The sequence below is a fragment of the Ramlibacter sp. PS3R-8 genome (assembly GCF_037572435.1).
Taxonomy (GTDB): domain Bacteria; phylum Pseudomonadota; class Gammaproteobacteria; order Burkholderiales; family Burkholderiaceae_C; genus Ramlibacter.
On the sequence record NZ_JBBHGT010000004.1, the window covers coordinates 345,503 to 370,598 of the forward strand.

General features: G+C 67.7%; 32 protein-coding genes. 10 read left to right on the forward strand and 22 right to left on the reverse strand.

The window, feature by feature from the left end:
- Positions 1-3: 3 nt before the first annotated feature.
- The 5 genes from WG902_RS16600 to WG902_RS16620 all read right to left on the reverse strand — a co-directional run bounded on the left by WG902_RS16600 (position 4) and on the right by WG902_RS16620 (position 3,105).
- On the reverse strand, positions 4-180 hold the full coding sequence (locus WG902_RS16600; protein WP_340061244.1) for a hypothetical protein: 177 nt from the start codon (positions 178-180) through the stop codon (positions 4-6).
- Between the two features lie 108 nt (positions 181-288).
- Positions 289-1,482 carry an FAD binding domain-containing protein gene (locus WG902_RS16605; protein ID WP_340061245.1) on the reverse strand — a complete coding sequence of 398 codons (1,194 nt, stop codon included), beginning with the start codon at positions 1,480-1,482 and terminating at the stop codon, positions 289-291.
- Between the two features lie 4 nt (positions 1,483-1,486).
- Positions 1,487-1,933: a VOC family protein gene (locus WG902_RS16610; protein WP_340061246.1), complete on the reverse strand. Its 447-nt coding sequence runs from the start codon at positions 1,931-1,933 to the stop codon at positions 1,487-1,489.
- 12 nt (positions 1,934-1,945) lie between these two features.
- Entirely contained in the window at positions 1,946-2,407 is a 462-nt protein-coding gene (locus WG902_RS16615) for a hypothetical protein (protein WP_340061247.1), read from the reverse strand.
- 23 nt (positions 2,408-2,430) lie between these two features.
- Positions 2,431-3,105, reverse strand: a complete 675-nt coding sequence (locus tag WG902_RS16620) for a dihydrofolate reductase family protein (protein WP_340061248.1) — start codon at positions 3,103-3,105, stop codon at positions 2,431-2,433.
- A 221-nt stretch (positions 3,106-3,326) separates the two neighbouring features.
- Here WG902_RS16620 and WG902_RS16625 point away from each other — a divergent pair, with 221 nt between their 5' ends.
- Both WG902_RS16625 and WG902_RS16630 read left to right on the forward strand, forming a co-directional pair.
- Positions 3,327-4,772 (forward strand): hypothetical protein, encoded by a 1,446-nt coding sequence (locus WG902_RS16625; protein ID WP_340061249.1) that lies wholly within the window; start codon positions 3,327-3,329, stop codon positions 4,770-4,772.
- Positions 4,773-4,782: 10 nt separating this feature from the next.
- Positions 4,783-5,442 carry a VWA domain-containing protein gene (locus WG902_RS16630; RefSeq protein WP_340061250.1) on the forward strand — a complete coding sequence of 220 codons (660 nt, stop codon included), beginning with the start codon at positions 4,783-4,785 and terminating at the stop codon, positions 5,440-5,442.
- A gap of 109 nt (positions 5,443-5,551) precedes the next feature.
- Here WG902_RS16630 and WG902_RS16635 read toward each other — a convergent pair whose 3' ends face one another.
- From WG902_RS16635 to WG902_RS16645, 3 genes are all read right to left on the reverse strand, one after another.
- On the reverse strand, positions 5,552-5,845 hold the full coding sequence (locus WG902_RS16635) for a GYD domain-containing protein (protein WP_340061251.1): 294 nt from the start codon (positions 5,843-5,845) through the stop codon (positions 5,552-5,554).
- Between the two features lie 152 nt (positions 5,846-5,997).
- Positions 5,998-6,729, reverse strand: coding sequence for an ABC transporter substrate-binding protein (locus WG902_RS16640; protein WP_340061252.1), 732 nt, complete (start codon positions 6,727-6,729; stop codon positions 5,998-6,000).
- Position 6,730: 1 nt separating this feature from the next.
- Positions 6,731-7,072 carry a hypothetical protein gene (locus WG902_RS16645; protein ID WP_340061253.1) on the reverse strand — a complete coding sequence of 114 codons (342 nt, stop codon included), beginning with the start codon at positions 7,070-7,072 and terminating at the stop codon, positions 6,731-6,733.
- 54 nt (positions 7,073-7,126) lie between these two features.
- Between WG902_RS16645 and WG902_RS16650 the strand changes: the two genes are divergently transcribed.
- From WG902_RS16650 to WG902_RS16660, 3 genes are all read left to right on the forward strand, one after another.
- Positions 7,127-8,023, forward strand: a complete 897-nt coding sequence (locus WG902_RS16650) for a LysR family transcriptional regulator (RefSeq protein ID WP_340061254.1) — start codon at positions 7,127-7,129, stop codon at positions 8,021-8,023.
- Positions 8,024-8,077: 54 nt separating this feature from the next.
- Positions 8,078-9,043 (forward strand): threo-3-hydroxy-L-aspartate ammonia-lyase, encoded by a 966-nt coding sequence (locus WG902_RS16655; protein ID WP_340061255.1) that lies wholly within the window; start codon positions 8,078-8,080, stop codon positions 9,041-9,043.
- Between the two features lie 95 nt (positions 9,044-9,138).
- Positions 9,139-9,582: a hemerythrin domain-containing protein gene (locus WG902_RS16660; RefSeq protein ID WP_340061256.1), complete on the forward strand. Its 444-nt coding sequence runs from the start codon at positions 9,139-9,141 to the stop codon at positions 9,580-9,582.
- An 8-nt stretch (positions 9,583-9,590) separates the two neighbouring features.
- Here the strand turns inward: WG902_RS16660 and WG902_RS16665 are convergent, their stop codons facing one another.
- From WG902_RS16665 to WG902_RS16675, 3 genes are read right to left on the reverse strand one after another with little or no spacing between them, the layout of a single operon-like run.
- Positions 9,591-10,430, reverse strand: coding sequence for a 5'-3' exonuclease (locus WG902_RS16665; protein WP_340061257.1), 840 nt, complete (start codon positions 10,428-10,430; stop codon positions 9,591-9,593).
- A gap of 16 nt (positions 10,431-10,446) precedes the next feature.
- Positions 10,447-11,181: an RNA pseudouridine synthase gene (locus tag WG902_RS16670; RefSeq protein ID WP_340061258.1), complete on the reverse strand. Its 735-nt coding sequence runs from the start codon at positions 11,179-11,181 to the stop codon at positions 10,447-10,449.
- Complete coding sequence (locus WG902_RS16675) at positions 11,178-12,191, reverse strand: serine hydrolase domain-containing protein (RefSeq protein ID WP_340061259.1); 1,014 nt, start codon at positions 12,189-12,191, stop codon at positions 11,178-11,180. Before WG902_RS16675 ends, WG902_RS16670 begins: the two co-directional genes overlap by 4 nt.
- 72 nt (positions 12,192-12,263) lie before the next feature.
- Here WG902_RS16675 and yghU point away from each other — a divergent pair, with 72 nt between their 5' ends.
- Genes yghU through WG902_RS16690 form a run of 3 tightly spaced genes read left to right on the forward strand, consistent with a single transcriptional unit; the run spans position 12,264 to position 14,602 of the window.
- Positions 12,264-13,130 (forward strand): glutathione-dependent disulfide-bond oxidoreductase, encoded by an 867-nt coding sequence (yghU, locus tag WG902_RS16680; RefSeq protein WP_340061260.1) that lies wholly within the window; start codon positions 12,264-12,266, stop codon positions 13,128-13,130.
- On the forward strand, positions 13,127-13,759 hold the full coding sequence (locus tag WG902_RS16685) for a glutathione S-transferase family protein (RefSeq protein ID WP_340061261.1): 633 nt from the start codon (positions 13,127-13,129) through the stop codon (positions 13,757-13,759). Before yghU ends, WG902_RS16685 begins: the two co-directional genes overlap by 4 nt.
- A gap of 12 nt (positions 13,760-13,771) precedes the next feature.
- Positions 13,772-14,602: an aldo/keto reductase gene (locus WG902_RS16690; protein ID WP_340061262.1), complete on the forward strand. Its 831-nt coding sequence runs from the start codon at positions 13,772-13,774 to the stop codon at positions 14,600-14,602.
- A gap of 5 nt (positions 14,603-14,607) precedes the next feature.
- Here the strand turns inward: WG902_RS16690 and WG902_RS16695 are convergent, their stop codons facing one another.
- Both WG902_RS16695 and WG902_RS16700 read right to left on the reverse strand, forming a co-directional pair.
- On the reverse strand, positions 14,608-15,549 hold the full coding sequence (locus WG902_RS16695) for an acetamidase/formamidase family protein (protein WP_340061263.1): 942 nt from the start codon (positions 15,547-15,549) through the stop codon (positions 14,608-14,610).
- A 24-nt stretch (positions 15,550-15,573) separates the two neighbouring features.
- Entirely contained in the window at positions 15,574-16,779 is a 1,206-nt protein-coding gene (locus WG902_RS16700) for an MFS transporter (protein WP_340061264.1), read from the reverse strand.
- A gap of 102 nt (positions 16,780-16,881) precedes the next feature.
- Between WG902_RS16700 and WG902_RS16705 the strand changes: the two genes are divergently transcribed.
- Together WG902_RS16705 and WG902_RS16710 are read left to right on the forward strand one after the other, a co-directional pair.
- A complete protein-coding gene (locus WG902_RS16705; RefSeq protein WP_340061265.1) occupies positions 16,882-17,484 on the forward strand; it encodes a M15 family metallopeptidase in 603 nt (200 codons plus the stop codon).
- Positions 17,485-17,540: 56 nt separating this feature from the next.
- A complete protein-coding gene (locus WG902_RS16710; protein WP_340061266.1) occupies positions 17,541-18,584 on the forward strand; it encodes a VWA domain-containing protein in 1,044 nt (347 codons plus the stop codon).
- Positions 18,585-18,603: 19 nt separating this feature from the next.
- Here the strand turns inward: WG902_RS16710 and WG902_RS16715 are convergent, their stop codons facing one another.
- The 9 genes from WG902_RS16715 to WG902_RS16755 form a co-directional block, all read right to left on the reverse strand.
- Positions 18,604-19,029, reverse strand: a complete 426-nt coding sequence (locus tag WG902_RS16715) for a hypothetical protein (protein ID WP_340061267.1) — start codon at positions 19,027-19,029, stop codon at positions 18,604-18,606.
- Positions 19,030-19,045: 16 nt separating this feature from the next.
- The gene (locus tag WG902_RS16720; protein ID WP_340061268.1) at positions 19,046-19,591 is read right to left on the reverse strand and encodes a DUF4256 domain-containing protein; all 546 of its coding nucleotides are present in this window, start codon (positions 19,589-19,591) and stop codon (positions 19,046-19,048) included.
- Positions 19,592-19,640: 49 nt separating this feature from the next.
- Positions 19,641-20,828: a methyl-accepting chemotaxis protein gene (locus WG902_RS16725; RefSeq protein WP_340061269.1), complete on the reverse strand. Its 1,188-nt coding sequence runs from the start codon at positions 20,826-20,828 to the stop codon at positions 19,641-19,643.
- A gap of 163 nt (positions 20,829-20,991) precedes the next feature.
- A complete protein-coding gene (locus WG902_RS16730; RefSeq protein ID WP_340061270.1) occupies positions 20,992-21,339 on the reverse strand; it encodes a GFA family protein in 348 nt (115 codons plus the stop codon).
- A gap of 21 nt (positions 21,340-21,360) precedes the next feature.
- Positions 21,361-21,918, reverse strand: coding sequence for a dihydrofolate reductase family protein (locus tag WG902_RS16735; protein WP_340061271.1), 558 nt, complete (start codon positions 21,916-21,918; stop codon positions 21,361-21,363).
- Between the two features lie 9 nt (positions 21,919-21,927).
- Positions 21,928-22,215 (reverse strand): hypothetical protein, encoded by a 288-nt coding sequence (locus WG902_RS16740; RefSeq protein ID WP_340061272.1) that lies wholly within the window; start codon positions 22,213-22,215, stop codon positions 21,928-21,930.
- Between the two features lie 66 nt (positions 22,216-22,281).
- On the reverse strand, positions 22,282-22,467 hold the full coding sequence (locus tag WG902_RS16745) for a hypothetical protein (protein WP_340061273.1): 186 nt from the start codon (positions 22,465-22,467) through the stop codon (positions 22,282-22,284).
- A gap of 104 nt (positions 22,468-22,571) precedes the next feature.
- Positions 22,572-22,748, reverse strand: coding sequence for a hypothetical protein (locus WG902_RS16750; RefSeq protein WP_340061274.1), 177 nt, complete (start codon positions 22,746-22,748; stop codon positions 22,572-22,574).
- Between the two features lie 135 nt (positions 22,749-22,883).
- Entirely contained in the window at positions 22,884-24,968 is a 2,085-nt protein-coding gene (locus tag WG902_RS16755; RefSeq protein WP_340061275.1) for an MASE1 domain-containing protein, read from the reverse strand.
- Positions 24,969-25,096: the final 128 nt, after the last annotated feature.

Consider the following 25,096-nt stretch of genomic DNA (forward strand, 5'->3'; position numbering starts at 1 on the left):
TCGCTACAGGCCGCGGATCCGGCAGGCGGCCAGCAGCAGGCCGAAGCCGATGATCCACGACCAGGTGGCAAAGGGCTCGGGAATCCTGACGAGCCCGAATTGTGCGGCCAGCGCCACCAGGAACAGGACGAGCGAGATGACCCAGACAACGAAGGTCGGGGCCTTGCCGGAATTACGCATGGAATGCCTTTGAAAGGAAACTTCAGGGCTCGCGCGAAAACGCGATGAAGTCTCGGTACCCGGCCATCTTGTCACAAAGCGCGCGACCTGCGACGTCGCATCGCGGCCCTACCCTTCGACGGCAGTCTCGGCCATCACCTTCGCAGCATCGCGCGGCTGCGCCGTGTTGCCGTCCTGGCCGCAGGCCTGCATGTAGGCGCCGAGCCGGCGGCCGCGTTGCACCACTTGCTGGCCGGGACCGAGCCGGGCTTGCGCATAGGCGCGCAGTGCAGCTGCAACATCGTCGGCACCGGCCAGTGCGCTTTCGAGCGCGAGCGCGTCGTGCATGGCCTTGGTGACGCCCATGCCCACGTGGGGGCGGGCCACGAAAGCCGCATCCCCGAGCAGCGCCACGCGATCGGACGCGAGCTCGCTGGAATAGAGATCGTAGATCGGCTGCAGGAAAGGTTGCGGACACTTCTCCACGATCTCGGCGAAGGCGGGCGCGAGCAAGCGCCGGGCATCCGAGCGCATGGCGGCGATGGCACGCCACGACACCTTGTTCGGCGAGATGCCTTGGGGGTGATGCTCGCCGTCGGCATCCGTCATCAACTCCGCCAGGCGCTGCGGCGCGGGGGCGGGACGGTACCAGACGAAATTCCAGGCACGGTGGCCGGGCTCCGTGCGGTTCCCCGGTCCGGCGACGGGGTAGCCGATCAGTTGCTCGCCCGGCGGCAGGCAGAAACCGAAGCGCTCGAACACCGCCTCGCGCCCGCCGCGTGACAGCACGCCTTCGTCGCACAGCCCCCGCCAGGCCACGTAGCCGGCATATTCCGGTTGCACCCCGGGCCAGAACTGATGGCGGACCGTGGAGCGGATGCCGTCGGCGGCCAGCAGCAAGTCGCCCTCGAACACCCCCGCGCTGGTCTGCACCCGCACGCCGCCCGCGTGCTGTTCCACCCGCTGCACCGCCACGCCCTGGCGGTACTGCGCCGCCGGCAACTGCAGCAGCAGGCCGTGCAGCAATTGATAGAGCCGGCTCCAGGAGGTCAGCACCTGCGGCATCGGCAGCTCACCCAGCACGGCTCCCGTGCCGTCGAGCGTGACGCGCCCCGGAATGGCGACGCCGAGTTCATGGCCTTGCGGCATGCCGCAGCGCTGCAGGCCGGCGATGAGGGAAGCGTGGGTGACGATGCCGGCGCCGCGGCTGTCCATGGCCCCGGCCGTGCGTTCCAGGACGACCACCTCATGTCCGGCGCGGGCCAGCAGGCTGGCCGCCATGAGGCCCCCGAGCGAGCCACCCGCGATCAGGACACGCGGCATGGGTTCAGGCCTGGAGCGCAGCTTTCTCGGCGGCTGGGTAATTCAGTTCCACCATCACGCCGTTCGGATCTTCCAGGAACAGCTGGTGCAGTCCGAGGTCGGGCACCGTGCGTTCGCGCACCGGCACGCCCTGCTCGCGCAGGTGCGCCAGCATGGCTGCCAGGCCGTCGGCAAAGAAGGCGACATGGTCCACCGCGCCGCTCCCCTGCAGCGAGGCCGCGTCGCGGTCGCCGAGATACGCCTTGAGGCCGTCGGGATCCCTGGAGTCCAATCCGATCAGGTGCACCACCGCGTTCGCGATGTCTGCGTGGTCGCCGCGGTACATCCACGCGCCCGGGAATGGAAAGGCGGGACGCGGGCCGACGGTGAGGCCCAGAACGCGCTGGTAGAAGTCGCGCGTCGCGTCGAGGTCGAGCGTGCGCACCGTGAAGTGGTTCAGCGTGAGTGTCATGACCCGGCCTCCTCAGGTGGCAGCCTTCAGGACCATCTGGAACGCCTTTTCGACCGGCATGCCTTCCATCAGCAGTTCCACGATCAACTCACGATGCTTGCGGATCTCCGCCGGAAGTTCGGCCTGGTGGACTCGATAGTAATCGGCCATCAGCTCACGCGCTTCCCCGTCCTTCGGCTTGCGCGTCACCTGGATCGCATCCGTGTCCAGGACGGAATAGGAACCGATCAGCGAGCTCTGCTTGCTGGGAACCTGGCGTTCACCGGCCTTGCCCACGGCGTTGGCCACCCAGTAGCCGCCCCACGCATTCACCACGCTCCTGCCCAGGCTGTCGCATTGGGCTTCGTAGCGCTGCTTCCACCCGCGGTTGCGCTCGACGGCGCCGAACACGTCGTCGATCACGTCCTCGGAGTACGGCTTGGGCAGGTTGGCAAGCACTTCGCGCATCAGCAGTTTGACTTCAGCAGTTCTCATGGACGTTCCAGTGATGGCTGGCGTTACGGATGACCGGCATTGTGGTCCTGGCGCCGGAGCACGACATGGGTGGCTTTCTCCGTGGCAACGTGCTGGACGCATTCGTATCCCAGGGCGCGCACATCGACCCCTTCGAACAGCCGCTCGCCCCGTCCCAGCAGGACGGGAGAGATCGCCACATGCATCTCGTCGATCAGGCCCGCACGAAGATACTGCTGGATCGTTTGGGCCCCGCCGCCGATACGCACATCCTTGTCTCCGGCGGCTTCGCGAGCCCGGTCGAGCGCCTCGTGGATGCCGCCCGTGACGAAGTGGAACGTCGTCCCGCCCTCCATCTGGACGGGCGCGCGCGCGTGGTGCGTCAGGATGAAGGTCGGGACGTGATACGGCGGGTTGGCCCCCCACCAGCCTTTCCAGTTCTGGTCGGGCCAGGGACCGCGGATCGGTCCGAACATGTTTCTCCCGAGAATCCAGGCGCCGACATTGTCGAAGCCGCGCGCTGCGAAGTCGTCATCGACTCCTGTCGTTCCGCCGTCACCGCCGAACAGGGTGCGCACGATGGTGCGGGTCGGGAGCATCCACTGGTGCAAGTCACTTCCGCCGACGCCAAGCGGATGGTTGATGCCCTGCTCCGGACCTGCGCCGTATCCGTCCAGCGAGATGGTGAAGGCTTCGACGCGCACGCGGGGTTTGTTCATGTGTTCCAACCAGGTTGCTGCCAGGGACCAGGCTTCGACGATCGCTGCGATCTGACGGGCATTGAATCACATTTCGTAACGACCGAGCGGACGTATCGATTAGCCCACAAGGCATTTGGTTACGCGACGCCCGAGGCATAGTTCACCACCACTCATCAGTCCGGTGGAGCGTTCATCGCCTTTCCGCACTACGTTTCGTAGTCGAAAAGGGGGAATCAGAAATGAGCGCTCAATCCTGGATGGTCTGGCCCGACAACTTTGCCGCCTCCGTGCTGGTCCTGGCGGTGCTGGCCATGGGTTTCATGTACGCCGCCCGCATGCCGATGCATGCCTTGATCCGGTCGATGGGCCACGCCGTGGGCGGACCGCTGCGCATGGGCGCACGCTGGCTGTTCACCGCCGTGGCGGAGATGCAGCAGCGAAACAAGGTGGTGCTGCTCGCGCAGGGCAGGCAGGAAACCGGCAAGCGCATCGAGCGCGAGTTCGAACGCCTGGGCGCGCTGGTGACGCGAGAGCTGCAGGGCTATCCGGCGCTGCAACGCAAGCTGCTGGAGGACATCGCCCGCTTCGAGGACGACTACAAGAAATGCGGCGAGGTGCCGCCGACGCCGCCGGACTGGGCCGAGGCGGTGGCTGCCATGGCCAAGGTCCAGGCAATCGGCAACGAAGTGATCGCCGACGTACTGGAGGAGCTGAATCGTTCGATCACCGCCGCCCACGACGACGCGATGGGCGAGTACCGCAGGGCCTACGAGTCGCGCCACAAGATCCTTGGCCGCTTCATGCCCTCCTGGCGCTCGGTGGACAAGAACCTGCAGCTGGTGGAAAAGAATGTCGCCGACGTCAAGAACAGCGTCAAGGGCGTCGACGCCCACATGGCGAAGTACGAGCAGATCGCGGCCGGGACCGACAAGGCGCAGCACGCGCTCACGGTGTCGGCGTTCACGCAGTTCACCGTCTCGCTGCTGGTGATGCTGGTGGCCGCCGGCGGCGCCTTCATCAACTGCAAGCTGATCGCGCTGCCGATGTCCGAGATGGTGGGCGCGGGCGACTACATCACCAGCACGCTGCGCACGTCGGACGTGGCGGCGCTGGTGATCGTCTGCATCGAAGCCTCGATGGGCCTGTTCCTGCTGGAGGCGATGCGCATCACCCACCTCTTTCCGAGCATCGCCAACCTCAACGAGCGCATGCGCAAGCGCATGATGTGGATCGCCTTCACGCTGCTGGTGATCCTGGCAGGCGTGGAGGCGGCGCTGGCGCTGATGCGCGACCTGCTGATCGCCGACAAGCAGGCGCTGATCCAGTCGCTCGCCACGGTGCAGGCGCAGAGCGCCGTCAACGGCTGGGTCGGCACCATCCCGATGGCCGGCCAGATGCTGCTCGGTTTCATCCTGCCGTTCGCACTCGCCTTCATCGCCATCCCGCTCGAGTCCCTGATCCACTCGGGGCGCACCGTCGGCGGCGTGCTGCTGATGGCGTGCGTGCGCCTGGCGGCCGTGACGCTGCGGATGGCCGCCAACCTGGTGCGCAACGCCAGTCGGCTGCTGGTGCGCCTGTATGACGTCGTCATCGCCGTGCCGCTGCTGGTCGAGAGCCTGGTGAAGCGGCGCCCGGCCGTCGCCGGCGGGGGCAAGGTACCCACGTTCGAACACACCCACGCCTAGGAGCACCGCCATGAACAAGCGACAGTTCCTCGTCGCCGTCCCCGCGCTGGCCCTGGCCGGCACGGGTTGCGGCAACCCGCGCGACCACGCGCATGCGGTCTACATGCTGGTCGACACCTCGGGCACCTACGCGCAGGAGTCCGGCAAGGCGCAACTCGTCATCAGCTACCTGCTGGGCACGCTGGAGCCGGGCGATTCGCTGGCCGTGGCGCGCGTCACGAGCCGCAGCTTCAACGAGAAGGACATCCTGGCCAAGGCGACGTTCGACACGCGGCCGTCGCACGCCAATGCGCAGAAGCGCATATTCAAGGAGCGCATCGCCGCGGCATTCCGCGGTATCGGCGGCAGCAGCTACACCGACATCACGGGCGGGCTGCTGCAGGGCGCCGGTTACCTGAACGAAACCGGCGCGGGCACGCGGACCATCATCGTTTTCTCCGACATGCAGGAGGAGCTCGACAAGGCGACGAAGCGCGACTTCCCGATCAGCCTGAAGAACATCCGCGTGGTGGCGGTCAACGTCGTCAAGCTCAACACCGACAACGTCGATCCGCGTCTCTACCTCGGCCGGCTGGACGCATGGGAGAAGCGCGTGATGGCAGCGGGCGCATCCGAATGGCGCGTCATCAACGACCTGGAGCGCCTGGACCGCATCCTGGTGAAGGGCTAGCGAGAGCCTTGCTGCTCACGGCAGTACGAGCGTTCATGGTTTCTCCTTTGCGTGCGGGCGTGGCGCCGGCACGAGAAGCTGCCACGCAGCTTCTCAGGCATCGCCGGGATCAGGCCAGCTTCTTCAGGATGTTGGCCATTTCGTCGCGCGAGAACGCGCGCAGCGTCTCGAACTTCACGTTGCCGGACGCGGCGACCGCGAGGGAAAACGCGCTCATCGCCGCCTCATCCTGCGCTTCGCAGATGGTGACGATGTCGTATTGCCCCTGGGTCCAGTAGATGGTCTCCATGCGCACGCCGAAGCGGGAGGCGGCTTCGCGCGCGGCGTCGGCGCGCGAGACCGTCTGCTTGACGGTACGGATACCCTGGTCGGTGAACTTCGCGAGTGCGATATAGCTGGGCATGATTTCCCCTTCGTTGAAACCGGACCCGCTGCCGGACGTGCGGACGGACGAGCACGGTTTTTCAATTTAGGCGAGACCGCCAGCCTTTTCAAAGGCAACTTCACGAACGGTCCCTTGCCGCCAGTTGCCGCAACTGCGCAGGGGATGGCGACCTAAGCCGCCGGCGCCACCGCCGCCCCGGTGATCCCATGCCGCTGCAGCGCCTCGGCGACAAAGCCGCTGCGCTTCATCTCCTCGACATAGGACGCCAATGCTGCCGCTGCTTCGGCGCCGCGGCTGCGCGGGCAGCCCATCGCCTGCTGGATCACCATGAAGCGTCCGGGCAGCAGCCGCAGGTTGCCCAGGGGCAGCACGTCCGCCTCCAACTGCTGCTTCACGCCCGCGGCGACCTCCGCGCCCTGGTCCAGGAACATTTCGACCACCGCCTGCGAACTGGGGGCACGCAGGATGGTCGCCTGCTTCAGCTCGCGGGTGAGGAACAGGTCGTAGGCGCTGCCCTTGCCGACGACGACGCGCGTCCCGGGGCGGTCCACCTGCTCGTTCGCCTGGATGGGTGAGTCGTTGCGCACCGCGTAGCAACCCTCGATCAAGACGTAAGCCGCGGTGAAGTGGATGCCTTCGCCGCGTTTCGGATCGATCGCGAAGAAGCCGATGTCCGCCTGTTCCTGCGTGACCGCCTCCACCGACTTGATCGCGGTGTCGAACACCAGCAGTTCCAGCTCCACCCCCAGCCGCTGGGCGAAGCCCCGGGCCAGGTCCACGGAGACCCCTCTCGCGCCGTGGGTGGCGTCGGCCGCAGCCAGGATGGGATTGCCGGTGTTGATGGACGCGCGCAGCTTGCCGGTGGGCGTGAAAGCGCGAACGACGTCCGGGGCGATCTTCATGTCAGGTCCTTTGCGCGCCCGCTCCAGCAGATGCGATCGCGACAGGATACCGCCGGCGCAGGCGGGCCAAGGCCGACTTGATCGTCGCGCCGAGCCCCGGCGCCGCCTCGACCACCAGGCGGGCGGAACGCGTGACGCGCAGCGAGCCCGCCTCCGCCATCGTCAAGGTGGCCGGGGCCGACAGGCGGCGCTCCGGCGGCAGGATTGCGGTGCCTGCGAGGTAGAGCGCCGGCGCCTGGACCAGCACCTCGCCTTCGATCAGGATGACCCGGCCCTTCGAGGAGCCGGGGAAGGCAAGGGCCTCGCCCGCCTGCAATGCGTGGAGCTGGGTTTGCGTGTTCATGGATGACAGTTTAGGATTCAACAGCCTTCACATTCAATTGAAGACGAATTCAACATGCGGACGGACGAAAACCTTCTCACGCTGCGCCAACTGGAGCTGCTGCTGGCATTGCCCGGTGCGTCCAGCCTGGCGGCGGCGGGCGCCCGCGTCGGCATGAGTGCGTCGGCGACCAGCCATGCGTTGCGCGCCATGGAGGACAGGCTCGGGTGCGCGCTCGTGGACCGCATGGCGGCCGGGGTCGCCATGACGCATGCCGGGGAACTCGCCCTGCCCCACGCGCGCGACGTCTTCGCCTCGCTGCACCAGGTGCAGGCGGCCGCGGCCGCCGCGGCAGGCCTGCGCACCGGCCGGCTGCGGATCGGCTCCATCGGCACCAGCACGTCGCTGAAGCTGCTGCCGCCGCTGCTGGACAAGTTCCGCCGGCGCTATCCCGGCGTGGAGGTCAACGTCACCGAGCGCGCCGACCCCGACATCGAACGCGACCTGCTGGACCGGCACGTGGAGATCGGGGTCGTCCGGCTGCCGCAGCCTTCGTTCGACACACTCGCGCTCGCCACCGACGACATGGTCGCCGTGCTGCCGGTGAACCACCCCCTGGCGCGCGGCAAGACGGTGGCGATCAAGGACCTGGCCGAATACCCGCTGGTGCTGACGCAGGCCGGCTCGCAGGACATGGTGATGCGCATGTTCGAGCGCGCCGGCGTACGGCCGAAGGTGGCCCACGAACTGTCGCAAGTCCTTTCCATCTTCGAGTTCGTCGCCCATGGCAACGGCGTGTCGGTGCTGGCATCGCTGGCCCTGCCCGAGCAGCGCGAGGGCCTGGTGTTCCGCCCGATCACGCCGCGCACCTCGCGCCGGGTGGCACTGGCCTGCCTCGACTCGGCGCGCCTGTCCCCCGCGGCCCGTGCCTTCTGGGAACTGGCGCGGCGCGAGCCGCCGGTCACCGGCTGAGGGCACCGCAGCGCTGCTGCATACTGGCTCACCTCCAGAACACCGCAGATTCGCATGGCCGACACCGCCCTTCCCACCTACGACGACGTCATTGCCGCGGCGGCCCGGATCGCGGGCCATGCGCACCGCACGCCGGTGCTGACCTCGCGCATCCTCGACGAGGAGATCGGGGCGCAAGTGTTCCTCAAATGCGAGAACCTGCAGCGCATGGGGGCCTTCAAGTTCCGCGGCGCTTTCAACGCCCTGGCGAAGTTCACGCCGCAGCAACGCAAGGCCGGCGTGGTGGCGTTCTCGTCGGGCAACCACGCGCAGGGCATCGCCTTGTCGGCCAGGCTGCTCGGCATCCCGGCCACCATCCTGATGCCGCAGGACGCGCCGGCCTCGAAGATCGACGCCACCCGAGGCTACGGCGCCGAGGTCGTCATCTTCGACCGCTTCAAGGACGACCGCGAAAAGCTCTGCCGCGCCCTGGCGGAACAGCGCGGGATGACGCTGATCCCGCCCTTCGACCACGCGGACGTGCTGGCCGGCCAAGGCACCGCGGCCAAGGAGCTGTTCGAGGACGTCGGCCCGCTCGACGCCTTTTTCGTCCCGCTCGGCGGCGGCGGCCTGTTGTCCGGCTGCGCCCTCGCGACACGCGCGTTGTCGCCGGCGTGCAAGCTGTATGGCGTGGAGCCGGAAGCCGGCAACGACGGCCAGCAATCCTTTCGCAAGGGTTCCATCGTCCACATCGAAACACCCAGGACGATCGCCGACGGCGCACAGACGCAGCATGTGGGCGCCATCACCTTTCCCATCATTCGCCGCGATGTCTACGACGTGCTCACCGCCACCGACGCCGAGCTGGTGGAGGGCATGCGCTTCATGGCGTCGCGCATGAAGCTGCTGGTGGAACCGACCGGCAGCCTCGGGCTGGCGGCGGCACGCCGCATGAAAGCCGACCTGCGCGGCAAGCGCGTCGGTGTGCTGCTCAGCGGCGGCAACGTCGACCTCGCGCGCTTCTGCAGCTTGCTCGCCTGACGTAGGCAACCGACTACAGCGTCCCCCGAGGACCGGAGGTCGCCTTCGCGGCGGGACGACGTTACCTTGGCTGCATCCACGCACCAGGAGAACCCATGTCCCAACACGACGACGCAACCGTCCTGCTCGACGAAGACCACAACGAAGTCATCCGCATGTTCGAACAGTACAAGTCCGCCAAGGACCCGGCCAGGCAGAAGGTGCTGGCCCGGCAGATCTGCCAGGAACTGCTGGTCCACATGCAGATCGAGGAAGAGATCTTCTATCCCGCGTACATCAAGGCGACCGGCGACCGGGAGAACCTGAAGGACGGCCTGGAAGAACACCAGGAAGCGCGCGAGCTGATCCGCAAGCTGGAGCAGGCGCCGGTCGACGCCAGGCTGATGCTGGAGCTGGAAGACGGCATCCTGCACCACGTGAACGACGAGCGCGAAAAGATGTTCCCCAAGGCGCGCAAGACCCAGGGCATGGACCTGATGGCGCTGGCCCAGCAGCTGCAGGCGCGCAAGATGGAATTGATGGCAGGCCAGGACGCCTGACGCGCGGCCTACGCCTCGGCCTCGACTTTCGCCTGCGCAGCCTGCGCCCGCTGCAACAGCTTGGGCGCACCCATGCGTTCCGCCCACGCGGCGAATGCACCGGTCGGGCCGCGCCAGCGCAAGGTATCCACGTTGTCGAACAGGCGCGCATCGGCGTCCAGCGTGGCCAGGCGCTTGAACAGCAGCGCGTGCTGCAGGTGCTCTCCGAGCACCTTGGCGGGGAAAGACTCGATCGGTCCGTGCTGGTTGAGAAGGCGGCGCGCGCCGACGGGGCCGATGCCCTCGATGCCCGGGTAGCCGTCGGCTGCATCGCCCACGAGCGCCAGGTAGTCCGGAATCAGCGCCGGCTCCACGCCGAACTTTTCGCGGATGTCGGCGGCCCCGCGGATCTTCTTGCCCTTGCGATCGACCTGCAGCACGCGCTCGTCACGCACGCACTGCGCAAGGTCCTTGTCCGGTGTCCAGATCAGCACCTTCTGCACGCGTTCGTCCGCATCCGCCAGCCGCGCGGCAGAGGCCAGGGCGTCGTCCGCTTCGAGTTCGACCATCGGCCACACCACGACCCCCATCGCTGCCAGCGCTTCCTCCAGCGGATGGAACTGCGCCAGCAACGCCGGCTCGATGCCCGCGCCGGTCTTGTAGCCCGCCCACAGCTGGTTGCGGAACGACTCGATCACGTGGTCCGTCGCGACGCCGACGTGCGTGGCGCCGCGCTCCACCATCTCCAGCACGCCGTTCAGCACACCCGTCACCGCCCCGTACGGCCGGTCCTTGTCCTTGGTGAACCGGCGCAGCCCATAGAAATGCCGGAACAGCTCGTAGGTGCCGTCGATGAGATCGATGACCATGCGGCGTCTTGCGGCGCTAGAAACGTTCGCCCGGCGACAGGTAGCGCCACTGGCCGGGTGGCAGGCCGGCCATCGCGATGCGGCCGATGCGGATGCGCCGCAGCGCCGTCAGCTTCAGGCCGACCTCCTCGCACATCCATGGCACCCACTCGGGCGCGATGCCCTTCACTGCAAAGCGCAGACGCGTTTCGTTCTGCCAGCTCACGCGCGCCGGCGGCATCGCCCTTCCTTCGTAGACCAGGCCGCGGCCCAGGCGCGCCAGGCCGTTGGGAGCGACGGTCCCGGTGACGTCGGCGATCAGTTCCTGCTCGATCACCTTCGCGTCCTCGTCGAGCTTGCGGACGATGCGGCGGTCCTGGCTGAAGACGGCGAGGCCGCTTGCGGGCGCGGGCAGTGCCAGCAGCGGGATGAGCCCGACGCCGTGGCTCTTGACGCGGCGGATGCCCGAGACATCACCGGACCAGCGATTTTCAGCGCCGAGCAAGGCCAGCGCCTGTTGCGTGTCCATCCTCGCGGGTTTGTGGACGATGAAGGTCGCCGGTTCCGGCGACTGCAGCGACGACTGCGGGTCCAGCTCCACGCGCTGCTGGCTGGTCACGCGAAACTGCGGTTCCTCCACCTTGCGCCCATCCACCCGCACCCATCCTTCGGCGATGTACTGCTCGGCTTCGCGGCGCGAGCATGGAACCAGCGCTGCGACGACCTTCGACAGTCGCTGCGGCTCCTGGCCGCCCGGTGCATCGTCATTCATTCGGAGACGCCCTTCGACAACCACGGGATGGCGGGATGTTCGCCGGGCAGGAGCGCATCCGCCAGACCTTGCATCAGGCGCAGGCCGGTGTTGGAGTTGGTGAGGAGGACCATGCCCGATTGTTGCCCAGGGTCGACCATCGCGAACGCCCGCGCGCCCGGAACCTTGCCCCACTGGAACAGCGTGCCCGAACGCGGCTCGATGCCCCAGCCGAGCGTCCAGCCGATGCCGGGCTCCGTCGGCCTGGCCTCGGGCTGCACGTAGACGATCTCGCCCAGCGGCACCATGACGGCCGCGGACTGCCACTGTTGCCAGGTCGCGGGCACCAGCCGGTCGCCGCGCAGCACGGCCGCGATGAATGCGCCGTAGTCGGCGGCCGTGGTCTGCAGTGAATAGGACGCGTTGGCGGCCGGCGGGCGGTGCTTGACCAGCGGATCGGCGCCTTCGTGCGGAACTGCGAAGTCGAGCAGGAAGCGGTCGTTCCACTCCAGGCTGGAGGATTGCATCCGGAAGGGAAGGAGGACCAGGCGCCGCAACGTCACTTCCAGCGGCTCGCCGGTCGCCGCTTCCATCGCCCGCTGCAGCAGCATGAAGCCCACGCTGGAATAGCTGAACCGGCTTCCGGGCGCGAAGAAGATGCGCAACGGCTCCTTGCCCGGCAGGTTCTGCAGGCCGCAAGTGTGGGTGAGCACGTGGCGCAGCGTGATCAGCGACGCCGCCGGATCGTCCGGCACGATCGGCGGCGTCCAGCGCGCCAGCGGTTCGTCGAGTTGCATCGTGCCCGCATCGACGAGCTGCAGTGCGGCGTGCGCCACCAGCGGCTTGGTGAGCGAGGCCGCATCGAAGATGGTCTGCGTGCCGACGCGCTCCGCGGTGCGCGCGTCCTTCACGCCCGCAACGGCCAGCTCGATCGCGCCTTCGCGCACGAACGCGAGCGACGCGCCAGTGATGCCGTGCTTGGCCACCAGCGAGCCCAGGAGCGACTCCAGCGACGACGTTCCTGCGCCCATGCCAATCCGTGTGTGAAGAGGCGGCACTATAGCCGTTCCCTCATCCGGCGCTGCCTGCCTATACTCGATCGCATGAGCGACTCCCCTGCCTATACCCCGCCGGCCGTGTGGGCCTGGAACAAGGACAACGGCGGCAAGTTCGCCAGCATCAACCGGCCGATCGCCGGCGCCACGCACGAGAAGGAACTGCCGGTCGGCCGGCATCCGCTGCAGCTTTATTCGCTGGGCACGCCCAACGGCGCGAAGGTGACGGTGCTGCTGGAGGAGCTGCTGCAACTCGGCCACGCCGGCGCGGAGTACGACGCCTGGCTGATCCCGATCAGCGAAGGCGCGCAATTCGGCAGCGGCTTCGTCGCCATCAACCCCAATTCCAAGATCCCCGCGCTGATGGACCGCAGCGGGCCGCAGCCGGTGCGCGTGTTCGAGTCCGGCGCGATCCTTCTCTACCTGGCCGAGAAATTCCAGGCCTTCCTGCCCGAGGCAGGCGCGGCACGCGCCGAATGCCTGTCGTGGCTGTTCTGGCAGATGGGCAGCGCGCCTTTCCTGGGCGGCGGCTTCGGGCATTTCTACGCGTACGCGCCGACGAAGATCGAATATGCGATCGACCGCTATGCGATGGAGGTCAAGCGGCAGCTCGACGTGCTCGATCGGCGGCTGGCGGAGACGCGCTATGTCGCCGGCGACGACTACACCATCGCCGACATGGCCATCTGGCCCTGGTACGGGGCGATGGCCAAGGGCCAGCTGTATGGAGCGGGCGAGTTCCTGCAGGTGCAGGAGTACACCCATGTGCTGCGCTGGACCAACGAGATCGCACAGCGGCCGGGCGCCCGGCGCGGCCGCATGGTGAACCGCACCTGGGGTGAGCCGGCGAGCCAGTTGCACGAGCGGCACGATGCCGGCGATTTCGACACGAAGACGCAGGACAAGCAGCAATGATCACCCTGTACGACTGTGCCACCGCGCCCAGCCCGCGTCGCGCCCGCATCCTGCTGGCGGAAAAAGGCATCGATCACCGAACGGTGCAGGTGGACCTGAGGAATGGCGAGCAGATGGGCGATGCCTATCGGCGCATCAATCCGCAATGCACCGTGCCCGCGCTGGCGACCGAGGAAGGGCAGGTGCTGGCGGACAACGCGGCGATCGCCGCCTATGTGGAAGCGCTGCGACCCGAGCCTGCGTTGCTGGGCCGCACGCCGATGGAGAAGGCCGAGATCGCGAGCTGGAACTGGCGCGTCGAGTTCGAGGGGTTTCTCGCCATCGCCGAGGGCTTGCGCAATGGATCGCCCGCCATGGTGGACCGCGCGTTGCCGGGGCCGCGCAACTACGCGCAGATCCCCGAGCTGGCGCAGCGCGGCCGCCAGCGCGTGCAGGACTTCTTCGACGCGCTGGATGCGCACCTGGCGGGACGGGAGTTCATCGCCGCGGGCACGTTCAGCATCGCCGACATCACCGCCGTGGTGGCCGTGGACTTCGCCCGCGCCGTCAAGGTCAAGCCGGGCGAACAGCACGCCAACCTGCAGCGCTGGCGCGCGGCCATGGCGCTGCGGCCGTCGATGTCCCTCTAGCCGGACCCTTTCATGCAACGCGTCCTTCCTTGCGGTGAAAGCGTGCCGGCGCTCGGCCAAGGCACCTGGAACATGGGTGACGACCCGCGCCTGCGCGGGCAAGAGCTCGCAGCGCTGCGGCGCGGCATCGAGCTGGGCCTCACCCTGGTCGATACGGCAGAGATGTACGGCGACGGGCGGTCCGAACTGCTGGTGGGTGAAGCCATTGCAGGCCTGCGCGACCAGGTGTTCCTGGTCAGCAAGGTCTATCCGCACAACGCGTCGCGGCGCGCCATGCCGCAATCCTGCGACGCGAGCCTGAAGCGCTTGGGCGTGGACGTGATCGACCTGTACCTGCTGCACTGGCCCGGCTCGGTGCCGCTGGCCGAGACGGTGGAAGCATTCGAAGCGCTGCGCCGTGCCGGCAAGATCCGGCACTGGGGCGTCAGCAACTTCGACGCCAGGGCGATGCACAAACTCTGGAAGACCGCGGGCGGCGCCGCGGCGCAGGCCAACCAGGTGCTCTACAACCTGGGCGAGCGCGGCATCGAATGGGACCTGCTGCCCGCGCAACGCGAGCGCGGTGTTCCGGTCATGGCGTACTCGCCTTTCGACCAGGGCCGCTTGCTGGCTTCCCGCCCGCTGAAGACCTTTGCGGGCAACCATGGGATGACGCCGGGGCAGGCTGCCACCGCGTGGCTGCTTGCACAGGACAGCGTGATCGCCATTCCCAAGGCCGGAAGTCCGCAGCGCGTGGAGGAAAACGCCGCAGCACGCGCCCGGCCCCTGACGCAGCCAGAACTGGAAGAACTCGACCGGCTGTTTGCGCCGCCGAGCGGAGCTTCGCCACTGGCGATGTTGTAAGCCGGTCAAGCCGCCTTGCGCAGCGCGGTCTTCGGCATCATCACGTGGATGCCCTTGTGGTCGTTGACGAGTTGCGTCACGCGCACGTCGGCCTGCAGGCTCATCAGCATGAAGGCCCGTTCACGCGACAACCCGGTCGCGTGCACCACGCGGTCGATCATGCGGCGCAGGGCGTCCTTGGCGGCCGTGTCCAGGTCCGGATCCATGCCCATGGTGATCTCGTGCGAGGGCGTCTCGGCGCGCGGGTAGTCCATGCGCAGGTCCTTGCGCAGGTGGATCTCGAAGGTGCCGCTGAGCGCGGTCTCGATCGCCGTGGTGCAGACCTCGCCATCACCCTGCACGGCATGCCCGTCGCCGACCGAGAAGCCTGCCCCCTGGTTGAACACCGGCAGGTACAGCGTCGCGCCCGGCACCAGCTCCTTGTTGTCGAGGTTGCCGCCGTGCGCGCGCGGCTGGATGGTGGAGATGGAGCCCCAGGCGGGCGGCGGCGCCACGCCCATCACCCCGAAGAACGGGCGCAGCGGAATCTCCAGTCCCCAGGGCAAAAGGCCGACGCTCCGCTCGCGGTCCAGCCGCGTGATGATCTGCTCGAAGGCCGTGATCTCCGTGGGAAAGGCGCCCGCCAGCGGCCGCACGAAGGTGTAGCCCCAGTCCTGCCGCAGTTGCACGTCCACGATGCGCACTTCCAGCACGTCGCCCGGCTCCGCGCCGCGGATGGCCACCGGGCCGGTGAGGATGTGGCCGGGCAGGCGACGCTGTGATTTCGCATGCACCTGCAGCAACTCCGGCGGGACGTGGAAACCTTCGCCCGGCAGGTTGGCCGGCCCGCCGGACACCGTGTCGATGGTGATCCGGTCGCCGCTGTCGACCGTCAGCAGGTGCGGCAGCGCCGCGTCGAACCAACCCCAATGAACTGTTTCCGGGGACGAAGGCAGGTGGTGGTGCATGCGGGCTTTATACCGCCGGCTCCATCAGGCCGGCAGTTCCCGCAGCCCGCGCACGCGCGACAACAGGATGATCGTGGCCTGCAGGACGAATCCGCCCAAGGCCAGCCACAGGCACGCGGCCTCGCCCCAGGCCGCGCCGACCACGCCGCCCAGCGCCGCGCCGACGGGCCGCGCTCCTGCATTCAGCGTGAGGAACACCGCGCCGACGCGGCCCAGCATGCCGTGCGGCGTGACGGCCTGCCGCAGCGTCGTGGTGGTGATGGTCCAGATGATCGGGCCGGCGCCGAACAGGAAGAAGGACAGGCCCGCCAGCGCACCGTGGGGAACCAGCAAGGTCATCACCATGGTGGCCGCGGCGAACACGGACACGACCGGGCCGAATTGGATGGCGCGCCCGAAGGGCATGCGGCCCACCAGCCGCGGCGCCAGCAGCGCGCCCAGCACCATGCCGGCGCCATAGCAACCCAGCGTCACGCCGACCGCGCCCGAACCCAGGCCGAGCGCGCGCACCGCATAAGGCACATAGGCGGCCTGCAGCACGAACCAGGAGATGTTCCACACCACGCCCGCCAGCACCATCGGGCGCAGGTGCTCGTGGCGCCAGACGAACTGCGCCCCGTCGTGCATCTCGCGCAGCGGATGGCGATCCGGTGGCGCCGGACGGGCCGGCTCCACGATGCGCACCAGCAGTGCCACCGCAGCGGCCGACAACAGCGCGCCCAGCACGAACACCGCGGCGCCGCCCACCCACGCGACGAGCGCCCCGGCCAGCGCCGGTCCGGCGGCGAACGCCGTACTGCGCGCGAGTTCGAGGCGGCCGTTGGCGCGGCCGAGCGATTCTCGCGGCACCAGGGCGGGCACCAGCGCGGGCGCGGCCACGCTGAAGGCCACGGTTCCCACCGCACCGAGGAAGCCCACGACGGCGAGCCAGGGGATCGTCATCGCTCCCGTGAGCACCATCGCCAGCAGCACGAGCAGCGACGCCGCGCGCAAGCCCTCCGCCAGCACCATCAAGGTGCGGCGCGGCAGGCGGTCGGCCGCCAGGCCGAGCGGGATGGACAGCAGCAGGAAGGGCAGCGTCTGCACCGCCGCCAGGAAGCCGATCTCTCCGGCCCCAGAGCCGAGCACGAGCACCGCCACCAGCGGCACGGCGGCCAGGCTGAGCTGTTCGGCGGATTGCGCCGCCAGGTTGGCGGCCGCGAGACGGTTGAACGATGCGGGGAAGGACATTCGGTTTGGATGATGCGGGCACGCCGCGCGGTGCGCTGGCCGGATCCGGACACCTCGTCCCGAGCGGCTATCCTGTGGCCATGTGCTCATCCTTTGTACCAGATGCATTGCGAAGACATCGGCTCCCATCCTGATTTCCGGCGCCTGTCCACCATCGAGGGCATCGCGGTGGACCTGCGCTACGCCGGTACCAACAACTTCGTCGGCCGCGACCTGTACGGGTCGCTCGATTGCGCCTGGCTGCACCGCGTCGCCGCCGCCGGCGTCGAGCGCGCGGTGGCGCTGCTCGCCCGCGAGGCGCCCGGGCACCGCCTGCTGGTGCTGGACGCGCTGCGGCCGCACCGGGTGCAGGTCCAGCTGTGGGACCACCTGGAGGGCACGGAGCTGCGCCAGTACGTGGCCAACCCGGCGCTCGGCTCGATCCACTCCTTCGGCATGGCGCTGGATGCGACGCTGGTGGACGACGCCGGCCGCGAGCTCGACATGGGCAGCGGCTTCGACGAGATGGTGGAACTCTCGCACCCGCGGCTGGAAGCGCAATTCCTGGCCAGCGGGGAACTCACCCCGGCACAGCAGGCCCATCGCCAGCTGCTCAGGCGGACCTTGATCGACGCCGGCGGCTTCCAGGGCATCGCCAATGAATGGTGGCACTTCGATCTGCTGGACCGCAAGCACGTGCGCGCGCATTTCACGCGAGTGGAATAACCCGGCGGTTGCGGCGGCCGTGCTTCCCGGGCACGATGGATGCACGCGAAAGCAACATGTTCTTCCTCTGGCCCGAATTCGTCTGGTTGATGCTGGCGCTGCCGCTGTTGCCGCTGGCGTACGTCTGGCTGCTGCGCCGCCGGCGCAAGACCGCCGTTCGTTACAGCAACATCGCCGTCGTCACGGCCGCGGCCGCCGGGCGCCACTGGCGCCGCCACGTGCCGCCGGCGCTGTTGCTGCTGGCGCTGGGCGCGCTGCTGTTCGCCTCGGCGCGGCCGATGGCGCGGATCCCGCTGCCCTGGGCGCGCACCACGATCATGCTGGCCATCGACGTCTCGCTGAGCATGCGCGTGGCCGACGTGAAGCCGACCCGGATGGAGGCCGCGCAGGAGGCGGCCAAGCTGTTCCTGCGCGACCTGCCGAAGAACGTGGAAGTCGGGCTCGTCACTTTCGCCGGCAGCACCCAGGTGGCGCAGCAAGCCACCCTGGACCGCGCATCGCTGGTGGCCGCCATCGAGGGCTTCCAGATGCAGCGGGGCACCGCGGTGGGCAACGCCATCGTGATGTCGCTGTCGGAGCTGTTCCCGGACCACGGCATCGACGTCGGCGACATGACATTCGGCGGCGGCGGCAGCAGGCGGCCCAGCCGCAGCCTGGACGACAAGGCCAGGCAGCCGAAACAGATCACCCCCGTGAAGCCCGGCTCGTACAACACCGCCGCCATCATCCTGCTCAGTGACGGCCGCCGCACCGTGGGCATCGACACGCTGGCCGCGGCCAAGATGGCAGCGGACCGCGGTGTGCGCATCTACGTGGTGGGCCTGGGCGTGGTGAACGGCGCCGCCGAAATGCCCGAGGGCATGTCGATCTACATGCAGCTGGACGAAACCACCTTGAAGGAGGTGGCGCGCATGACCGGCGGCGAATACCACCACGCCGGCACGGCCGAAAAGCTGCGCGACGTCTATGGAACCCTGGGCTCCAGCGTGCAGGTGCAGACACGCGAGACGGAGCTGACCGGGCTGATCGCGCTGCTGGCCGCGCTGCTGGCGATCACTGCCGCGGGGTTGTCGGTCGTGTGGTTCGGGCGGATCGGCTGAGGTTTGCCGCCGAGGCCGCTCACTTGAGCGAGAAGGCGATCAGCGTCCAGACGATCAGCGCGAGCTGCGTGACGTTCATCAGGATCGCGGCCACGTGGAGGCGGCGGAAGCCCGCGATCGCTTCCGCATGCCCTGCCTCGATCCGCGCGCGCAGGTGGTCCATCCGCGGCAGGAATTTCTTGCGCAGCATGGCGGCCAGCAGCGCGAGGCCGGCCGCGCCGGCGCCGAAGCCGAACCTGCCGACCCACGCATAGCTCAATGCTGCTCCACTGGCCGTGAACATGACGGCCAGGTAGTAGGTGTTGAAGAAACCGCGCACGAAACGGCCGTCGAGCGGCGTGTCGTGCTCCAGCACGAGCAAGGGCACGGCGCCGAGCAGGAAGTACGCGGTGGTGACGAGAAGCGCCACCGTGAAGAACAGCGCGGGGATGAGCGAATGCGTCATGGCGCGACCGGGCCGCTCACACGACAAGCGCGCCGCGAAAACCCCGCGCGGCATAGTAAGACTGCGCCCCATTGTGATAAACGAAGACCTGGCCGTAGCGGCGATCGCAGAACAGCGACCCTCCCTGCGATCGGATCGCAGGCGGCGTCTGGATCCAGCTGGAGGTCTTGAGGTCGAACTCGCCCAGCGCCTGCAGGGCGCGGTACTGTTCCTCCGTCAACAACGCGATGCCCATGTCGGCCGCCATCTCGAGGGCGCTGCCCTGCGGCTTGTTTTCCTTGCGCGCATCCAGGGCCGCACGGTCGTAGCACAGGCTCCTGCGGCCGGCGGGGCTTTCGGCGGCGCAATCGACGAAAGTGACCTCGCCTTTCTTCGCCGCGGGTCCGACCACATCCGGCTCGCCGCCGGACGCCTCCATGGCGGCAAGTGACTTCAGCGCGGCGGCATTCGCATCCAGCCTTGCCTGGACGGCCGCCCATGCCACACCCGCGTGCCGGTGCATGTTCTTCTCGAAGCGCGCCTTCAGGACGGCCGCCAGTTCATTGCCTCGGGGGGTCTTCATGCAGCGAGTGTGCCGCAACCCCCGCGCGCCGCAAAGGGCGCCGGCCGCCTCAGGCGGCGGGCCGCTGCGCCAGCCGCGGCAGGGTCACGGACGGGCTTTCGCGATGCCTCGGGGTCGGCGCTTCGTCGCCGATGCGGAAGCGCGCCACCACCTCGGTGAGCCGCTGCGCCTCGTCCTGGAAGGAATGGGAACTTTGTGCGGCCGCTTGCACCAGGCCGGCGTTTTCCTGCGTGACACTTTCCAGCTGCACGATCGCCCGGTTGATCTCGCCGACACCGACGCTCTGCTCGGCGGAGGCCGTGGCGATGGTGCCGATCAGCTCATTGGCGCGCTGAACGCTGGTCACGATCTCGTCGATGACCTTGCCCGCGGCTTCGACCTGCCGGCTGCCCTCGAGGATCTCGCTGGCCGATTGCTCGATGAGTTGCCGGATTTCCTTGGCGGCGTCGGCGCTGCGTTGCGCCAGGGCGCGCACTTCGGTGGCCACCACCGCGAAGCCGCGCCCCTGGTCGCCCGCCCGCGCGGCTTCAACGGCGGCGTTGAGCGCGAGGATGTTGGTCTGGAAGGCGATGCCCTCGATCGTGCCGATGATGTCCGACATGCGTTGCGAGCCTTGCCGGATCCGGCCCATGCCCTGGACGACCGCGTGCACCTCCTGCGCCCCGTCGCGGGCGACGGTCTCGGCGCGCTGCGCGAGCTGGGAGGCCACACGGCAGTTCTCGGCGTTCTGCTCCACGGTCGCCGCAAGCTCCTCCATCCCGGACGCCGTTTCTTCCAGCGTCGCCGCCTGTTGCTCGGTGCGGCGCGACAGGTCGGTGCTCCCCTCGGTCACTTCCTGCGCCGAGTGCGCCACTGCGTGGGAGCTGTGGCGCACCTGCGTGACGATCTGGCCCAGGTTGCGGTTGATGTCACCCAGCAGCCGCAGGAACAGCCCGAAGTGGCCGCCCAGCCCGGTGGCGTCCACCTTGCCGGTGAGGTCGCCATCCGCGAGCCGGCGGAACGGGCCGAGCACCCGCGTCCAGCCTTCGTTGGCCTGCAGGTAGAAGGCAACCATCGCGTAGACCCCGAGCAGGACGCCGCCTGCGAGCCAGGCCTGGGCGGCCGGCGAGAGCTGGTGACCGACCTCGAAGTACAACAGCGCGAGCGGCAGGTAGAAGATCACCAGCATCAGCGGCAGCTTCTTCTCGTTGGGAAGCCGCAGCATCAGCAGGACCGCAGGCCAGAAAATCAGTTTCATATCGCCCTCGGCGCATGGATAGGAAGTGAGTACCCATTATTCGAGCGCACAGAGTTGGTGCCAAGCGATGTGACGAATTGCGACAGCCTTCCGTCCGGCGAGAGACACCTTCAGGCGGACACGGCAGCTTTCGGTCCACGATTCGCTGCCCGGTCCGAGAACTTCACTTGGACCGGCCGTCGAAGTGGGTGACGGGGATCGACGAGAGCTCGATGTCCTCCAGGCAACGGATATTGATGGCCGCCATGTCGTTGCCCTTCGGGTCCTGGCCTTCCGCATACGGGTGGATTCCGCACGTGGGGCAGAAGTGATGCTTCAGGCGGTGCTTGTTGAAGGTGTAGACGCGCGAACTCTCCTCCGGGGTGGAGAGCTGGAGCGAGGCCCTGGGGACGAACCAGAGCAGGGAACCTTTGCGCTGGCACATGGAGCAATTGCAGGACATGGCGCTCTTGATCTCGCCTTCGACTTCGAAGGCGATTGCGCCGCAGTGGCAACTTCCTCGGTATTTCATGCTGGATCTCCTGGTCGATGGTCAGCGCGCGCGCCGGTAGTGCATGGCGACCGCACCGTTGCGAAGCGGCGTCGCCGAGATCAATGCGAGCCGGCGCGTGCCGGGCAGCCCGCTGTCGTACAGGGTCGGACCGTGGCCGGCGATCCTTGGGTGGACCAGGAACATGTATTCGTCGATCAGGTCCAGCCGGTCCAGCGCGGTCGCGAGCTTGCCGCTCCCGAGGAGCACCCCGTCCGGGGTCGCGTCCTTGAGCTTCTGGACGCCGGTGCGCAGGTCGCCTGCGATGTGATGGCTGTTGGTCCAGCGGAAGTCCTTGCGCGTCGAGGACACCACGTACTTCGGCTTGGCATCCAGCTTGACCGCCCACTCGCGTAGCGCCGCGGGTGCCTCCACATCGCCGCGGGCAACCGCGGGCCAGTAGTTCTCCATCATCTCGTAGGTGACGCGGCCCCACAGCATCGCCCCGCCCTGGTCCAGCAGGCGGGTGAAGAAGGCATGTGTCTCGTCGTCGGCGATTCCTTCCTGGTGGTCGACGCAGCCGTCCAGGGTGACGTTGATGCTGAAGGTGAGGAGTCCCATGTGTACCTGTTACGCCGCGATGTACCTCTGAACGCCAAAACCAAATGTGACAACGACGACCAATGCCAACGGGAAGCTGAGTGCGCCGGCAAGAGCACGTATGGCGATTTCCCGCTCCGTCCGGATGATCTCCACCCCGGCAAAGACGGCAAGCACCGCCACCGCGTCCATCAGTATCGCGCCGCGGAAGGTGCCCCCACGATACGGATTGCCAGCGCCCGTGAACAGCACCAGGTAGTACGCGGATGCGGCGAGGACCACGAACAGCGACAGCAGGAGAGGCCGGGGAAGGCGCATTGGCGGATTAACGTGGAAGCGAGAGCAACGCGAGAGACGAGTGAGATCGTCACGTTCACCTGATTTTCACGAGCGATTCTCCCGCCACACCAGCACCGCAAGCCCTCCTGCGACGATAAAGGCGACCACACTGCCCCAGGGCGGAATAGGCAATCCACCGACAACCACCTCCCAACCCATTGCAACGCGCAGCAATTGAAGCAAGGCAACCAAAGACAAGAGCACGACGGCGGCGGTGGTGAATGGCTTCATCGAGTGGCTCCGTTTACGCAATAGCGGTCTGACGTCGGAGTTGGCCGGCACGCAGTGGCATCGGGCTCGCGCGAACGCACTGCGGGTCCGCTCTCGACTGTCGCCTACTTACCCGACTCCACGGGAAGGAGCTTCAGCGCAGCGATGTCCGCAATACGGCTCTCAAGGTTCGCGACGCGTGCTTGAAGGTTTTCAACTTGCAGGGCTTGACGCACGATCACCGTGCTGGCCAGAGCAAGCAAGGCAATCGCAATCAGGCCGAGCGCCAGTTGTCTTGACATGGAGCCTCCGCGGTTGGTCTAACGTGGAAGCGCGATTGTGCTCGAAAGCTGCTGTCGATTGAAGTCCCACTCATCCATGGCTGGGGACCGCGTGCCCCCTGACGTGAAAGATTCGACAATGGGGTCTGACCCCCATTACCCTTGCGCATCCTGCTGCGCCAGGGGCAGCGCGACATAGAACGCGGCGCCGCGTTCGGCCCCGCGCTCCGCCCACACCCTGCCGCCGTGCGAGGTCACCAGCGTGCGGCAGATCGACAGGCCCATGCCCAGGCCATCCGCCTTGGTGGTGTGGAACGGCTGGAACATCGACTCGATGTCGTCCGGCAAGCCGATCCCGCAATCCAGCACACCGATGCGTACCTCGTTCTGCGCGGTGGCCGTCGTGAGCGTGAGGTTGCGATCTCCGGGTGGATTCGCCTCCATGGCGTCGCACGCGTTGAGGATCAGGTTGAGGAGGACCTGCTGGAGTTGCACGCGATCCGTCAGCGCCGGCGGAAGCTCGCCGGTGGCAAGGTTCGAGACGGAGACACCGCGCGCAACGAGAACGCCCCGGGTGAGGTCGAGCAGTTCCTGGAGGCTTTCCTTGACGCTCACGGGCTGGAGCTTGACCTCTCCGCGCCGCAGCATGGTACGCAGGCGCCCGATGATCTCTCCGGCGCGCGAGGCCCCGCTGTCGATGTCCGCGAAGATGGCGCGGAGCTCGCCGATGTCCGGCGCGTCTTGCGACGTGAAGCGCTGGCCCGCCTGCGCGTTCCAGAGGATGCTGGCCAGTGGTTGGGTCAACTCGTGCGCGAGGGAACCCGAAAGCGCGCTCAATGTTCCCACGCGGGACAGGTGCGCCAGTTCTTCCCGCTGCCGCTGCGCCTCCGCGCGAGCCTGCTTCTGGACCGTGACGTCCATCGAGACGCCCAGTATCCGCGCAGGCGCGCCATCGACGACGGGGCTTCGGCGGCCGCGCGCAGCGATCCATCGCACCGAGCCATCCGGCAGGATGACGCGGTATTCCGCCTCATACGAGCCGCCCATCTCCAGCGCGCGCTGGATCGCCGTCGCCCGCACGGCGGCGTCGTCGGGATGGACACGGCCGGCCAGGCTGGCGTAGTGGAGGGGCTCGCCCGGCGCGAAGCAGAAAAACTTACGTCCTTCGTCCGTCATCCAGACCCGGTCGTTCACCACGTCCCAGTCCCATAGCGCCAACTGCGCGCTGTCCACCGCCAGGCTCATGCGTTCCTGGCTGACGCGCAATGCTTCCTTGGAGCCCCTTTCCTCTTCGATGGCGACCGCGAGCAACATCAGGGGAGTCGCCACCATCAGGAGGAACAGCTGCAGGGCCACTGCGTTTTCCACGGGGGTTTGCGTCAGGAACGGCCCGCGTCCCTGCATCGTTCCCCAGATCGCCTGGGCCGCGATGACCAGCACGGACGCGCTGATGCCTCCAAGGCCGAAGCGCAGGGCCGCCCAGATAAGCAAGGGAACCGGCGCATAGAGCAGCGCGGGCGACGTGTCCGGCCCCGCGGGCAAGCGGTCGAAGGAGAGCCATCCCACCGCTGCAACGGCCACAGCGAGCACGCCGGCTTCCAGGATGCGCGACGGTGTAACTTTGAATCTCCCCGTGACGATTCGACGGGCGCCGATCAGGATCGCCGGCACCAGCACCATCGCCGTCACTCCGTTGGAGATGCAAAGGTTGCGCCATTCGGTCCAGTACTCGGTTCCAGAGTGATTGGAAACAGTGATGGCCGCCCCCCAGAAGGCTGTCCCGGCGGGAACGACGACCACCGCGACCAGGAAGAAGGCAATGGCCTCGCGCAGGTTGATGCGATCGAACGGCGACTGGATCGACAGGCGAATGCCCGCGGCCGTCAGGACACCCTTCGCGACGTCGAAAGCCTCGCTCTGCAGTGCATAGAGCAGCGGCCACTGCTCCTGCTGCGTGGCGAAGAAGTGGCTGCCGGCGGCGGCCAGCGCATAGGCCCACCACTGCCGGGTGGGAACCAGCAGCAGGATGGAAACCAGGACCGCGTGCGGCGGGAAGAGAAGGGATACCTTGCTGCCTGGGAAAGTGAGCGTCCAGGCGATGCGAGTGGCCAGGTAGTAGCACGCCCCTGTGGCCAGGAGCCAGAATGCCCAGCGCAGGGACAACGCGGCCTGCCCGCCAGGCCAGGCGCCAGCGCGGACTTCCGGCTTGCCGTCCCAGTGAGAAATCGTGTTCCTGCCCATCACGCCCGTCACCCAATGTCGAGGTGCCGTATTGTGATACCGGGCGGAATCCGCGGATTGAACTGCTGAAGAAATGCCTGAAGCCCCAGCGCAAGCTGGCGGCGCTGGCGAATGCCGACGATCCGCCC

Excerpts from the sequence above, each read along its gene's own strand:
- WG902_RS16645 (WP_340061253.1), bottom strand. The coding sequence starts at position 7,072 with ATGAACACGCAAACCCAGCTCCACGCATTGCAGGCGGGCGAGGCCCTT.
- WG902_RS16655 (WP_340061255.1), top strand. The coding sequence starts at position 8,078 with ATGGCCGACACCGCCCTTCCCACCTACGACGACGTCATTGCCGCGGCG.
- WG902_RS16750 (WP_340061274.1), bottom strand. The coding sequence starts at position 22,748 with ATGTCAAGACAACTGGCGCTCGGCCTGATTGCGATTGCCTTGCTTGCT.
- WG902_RS16615 (WP_340061247.1), bottom strand. The coding sequence starts at position 2,407 with ATGAGAACTGCTGAAGTCAAACTGCTGATGCGCGAAGTGCTTGCCAAC.
- WG902_RS16600 (WP_340061244.1), bottom strand. The coding sequence starts at position 180 with ATGCGTAATTCCGGCAAGGCCCCGACCTTCGTTGTCTGGGTCATCTCG.
- WG902_RS16660 (WP_340061256.1), top strand. The coding sequence starts at position 9,139 with ATGTCCCAACACGACGACGCAACCGTCCTGCTCGACGAAGACCACAAC.
- WG902_RS16690 (WP_340061262.1), top strand. The coding sequence starts at position 13,772 with ATGCAACGCGTCCTTCCTTGCGGTGAAAGCGTGCCGGCGCTCGGCCAA.
- WG902_RS16650 (WP_340061254.1), top strand. The coding sequence starts at position 7,127 with ATGCGGACGGACGAAAACCTTCTCACGCTGCGCCAACTGGAGCTGCTG.
- WG902_RS16670 (WP_340061258.1), bottom strand. The coding sequence starts at position 11,181 with ATGAATGACGATGCACCGGGCGGCCAGGAGCCGCAGCGACTGTCGAAG.
- WG902_RS16740 (WP_340061272.1), bottom strand. The coding sequence starts at position 22,215 with ATGCGCCTTCCCCGGCCTCTCCTGCTGTCGCTGTTCGTGGTCCTCGCC.
- WG902_RS16685 (WP_340061261.1), top strand. The coding sequence starts at position 13,127 with ATGATCACCCTGTACGACTGTGCCACCGCGCCCAGCCCGCGTCGCGCC.
- WG902_RS16625 (WP_340061249.1), top strand. The coding sequence starts at position 3,327 with ATGAGCGCTCAATCCTGGATGGTCTGGCCCGACAACTTTGCCGCCTCC.
- WG902_RS16730 (WP_340061270.1), bottom strand. The coding sequence starts at position 21,339 with ATGAAATACCGAGGAAGTTGCCACTGCGGCGCAATCGCCTTCGAAGTC.
- WG902_RS16675 (WP_340061259.1), bottom strand. The coding sequence starts at position 12,191 with ATGGGCGCAGGAACGTCGTCGCTGGAGTCGCTCCTGGGCTCGCTGGTG.
- WG902_RS16745 (WP_340061273.1), bottom strand. The coding sequence starts at position 22,467 with ATGAAGCCATTCACCACCGCCGCCGTCGTGCTCTTGTCTTTGGTTGCC.
- WG902_RS16620 (WP_340061248.1), bottom strand. The coding sequence starts at position 3,105 with ATGAACAAACCCCGCGTGCGCGTCGAAGCCTTCACCATCTCGCTGGAC.
- WG902_RS16610 (WP_340061246.1), bottom strand. The coding sequence starts at position 1,933 with ATGACACTCACGCTGAACCACTTCACGGTGCGCACGCTCGACCTCGAC.
- WG902_RS16640 (WP_340061252.1), bottom strand. The coding sequence starts at position 6,729 with ATGAAGATCGCCCCGGACGTCGTTCGCGCTTTCACGCCCACCGGCAAG.
- WG902_RS16710 (WP_340061266.1), top strand. The coding sequence starts at position 17,541 with ATGTTCTTCCTCTGGCCCGAATTCGTCTGGTTGATGCTGGCGCTGCCG.
- WG902_RS16725 (WP_340061269.1), bottom strand. The coding sequence starts at position 20,828 with ATGAAACTGATTTTCTGGCCTGCGGTCCTGCTGATGCTGCGGCTTCCC.
- WG902_RS16755 (WP_340061275.1), bottom strand. The coding sequence starts at position 24,968 with ATGGGCAGGAACACGATTTCTCACTGGGACGGCAAGCCGGAAGTCCGC.
- WG902_RS16705 (WP_340061265.1), top strand. The coding sequence starts at position 16,882 with ATGCATTGCGAAGACATCGGCTCCCATCCTGATTTCCGGCGCCTGTCC.
- WG902_RS16735 (WP_340061271.1), bottom strand. The coding sequence starts at position 21,918 with ATGGGACTCCTCACCTTCAGCATCAACGTCACCCTGGACGGCTGCGTC.
- WG902_RS16720 (WP_340061268.1), bottom strand. The coding sequence starts at position 19,591 with ATGAAGACCCCCCGAGGCAATGAACTGGCGGCCGTCCTGAAGGCGCGC.
- WG902_RS16715 (WP_340061267.1), bottom strand. The coding sequence starts at position 19,029 with ATGACGCATTCGCTCATCCCCGCGCTGTTCTTCACGGTGGCGCTTCTC.
- WG902_RS16635 (WP_340061251.1), bottom strand. The coding sequence starts at position 5,845 with ATGCCCAGCTATATCGCACTCGCGAAGTTCACCGACCAGGGTATCCGT.
- WG902_RS16630 (WP_340061250.1), top strand. The coding sequence starts at position 4,783 with ATGAACAAGCGACAGTTCCTCGTCGCCGTCCCCGCGCTGGCCCTGGCC.
- WG902_RS16695 (WP_340061263.1), bottom strand. The coding sequence starts at position 15,549 with ATGCACCACCACCTGCCTTCGTCCCCGGAAACAGTTCATTGGGGTTGG.
- WG902_RS16700 (WP_340061264.1), bottom strand. The coding sequence starts at position 16,779 with ATGTCCTTCCCCGCATCGTTCAACCGTCTCGCGGCCGCCAACCTGGCG.
- WG902_RS16665 (WP_340061257.1), bottom strand. The coding sequence starts at position 10,430 with ATGGTCATCGATCTCATCGACGGCACCTACGAGCTGTTCCGGCATTTC.
- yghU (WP_340061260.1), top strand. The coding sequence starts at position 12,264 with ATGAGCGACTCCCCTGCCTATACCCCGCCGGCCGTGTGGGCCTGGAAC.
- WG902_RS16605 (WP_340061245.1), bottom strand. The coding sequence starts at position 1,482 with ATGCCGCGTGTCCTGATCGCGGGTGGCTCGCTCGGGGGCCTCATGGCG.